The 868-nt window shown below is 43.2% G+C and carries 1 protein-coding gene; it reads left to right on the top strand.

What is annotated here, in order from left to right:
• Nucleotides 1-83: 83 nt before the first annotated feature.
• On the top strand, nucleotides 84-868 hold a 785-nt coding region (locus FJR05_RS24275; protein ID WP_254447084.1), incomplete at its 3' end, for an AAA family ATPase.

Raw genomic sequence — 868 nt, 5'->3', positions numbered from 1 at the left:
TGGGAAACGATAACTAAAAAGTATATGCAGCAATACTTTCAGTCTATCTTGCCCCATGACACGCTCGCTATATCTACCCCAAGTTGGTTGGGAGCAAGATTAAGTTAGACAACCCTGGTTATGAGCAATTAGTGAAGGGCTGTCAAGGTTTAAGCCGTTGTCGGATTAGTCGGGTTTTGGCGAAATGTTTGGCCAAGTTGGGAAAAATTAATGAGAGTGCGATCGCTGCTGTCATCGAGGAAAAGCGGCAAACTATCAGAGAGACTGGGATTCTAGAGTTTATCCCTGTACAAGCTAGTTTAGATTCGGTTGGGGGGCTGGAAAATCTCAAGCAATGGGTGAGAATCAGAGCAAATAGTTTCAGCAATGCGGCGCGTGAGTATGGTTTACCCAGTCCCAAGGGGGTTTTACTTGCGGGGATTCAAGGAACTGGGAAAAGTTTGTCAGCTAAAACCATTGCTGCTGAGTGGAAATTACCGTTACTCAGATTGGACGTAGGAAGGCTATTTGGTGGCATTGTTGGGGAAAGTGAAAACCGGGTAAGACAGGTAATTAGACTAGCTGAGGCTATATCTCCTTGTTGTCTCATGCTGGATGAAATTGATAAGGCATTTGGCAATATTAATACTGGAAGTGACGGTGATTCTGGGACATCTAGGCGCGTGTTCGGCACATTGCTTACTTGGATGCAAGAAAAAACCAGCCCAGTATTTATTATTGCCACTGCGAATAATGTTGAATTGCTTCCTGCTGAATTAATTCGTAAAGGCAGACTTGATGAAATATTCTTTGTACATCTGCCTAGCAAAACAGAGCGTTTACAAATCTTCCGAGTCCATCTAAGTAGGTTAACAGAAAAATTTAAAGG

The sequence above is a fragment of the Dolichospermum sp. UHCC 0259 genome (assembly GCF_009711935.1).
GTDB lineage: Bacteria > Cyanobacteriota > Cyanobacteriia > Cyanobacteriales > Nostocaceae > Dolichospermum.
Note: the sequence above shows the minus strand (reverse complement) of the source record. Positions and strands in the feature narration are given on the sequence as shown.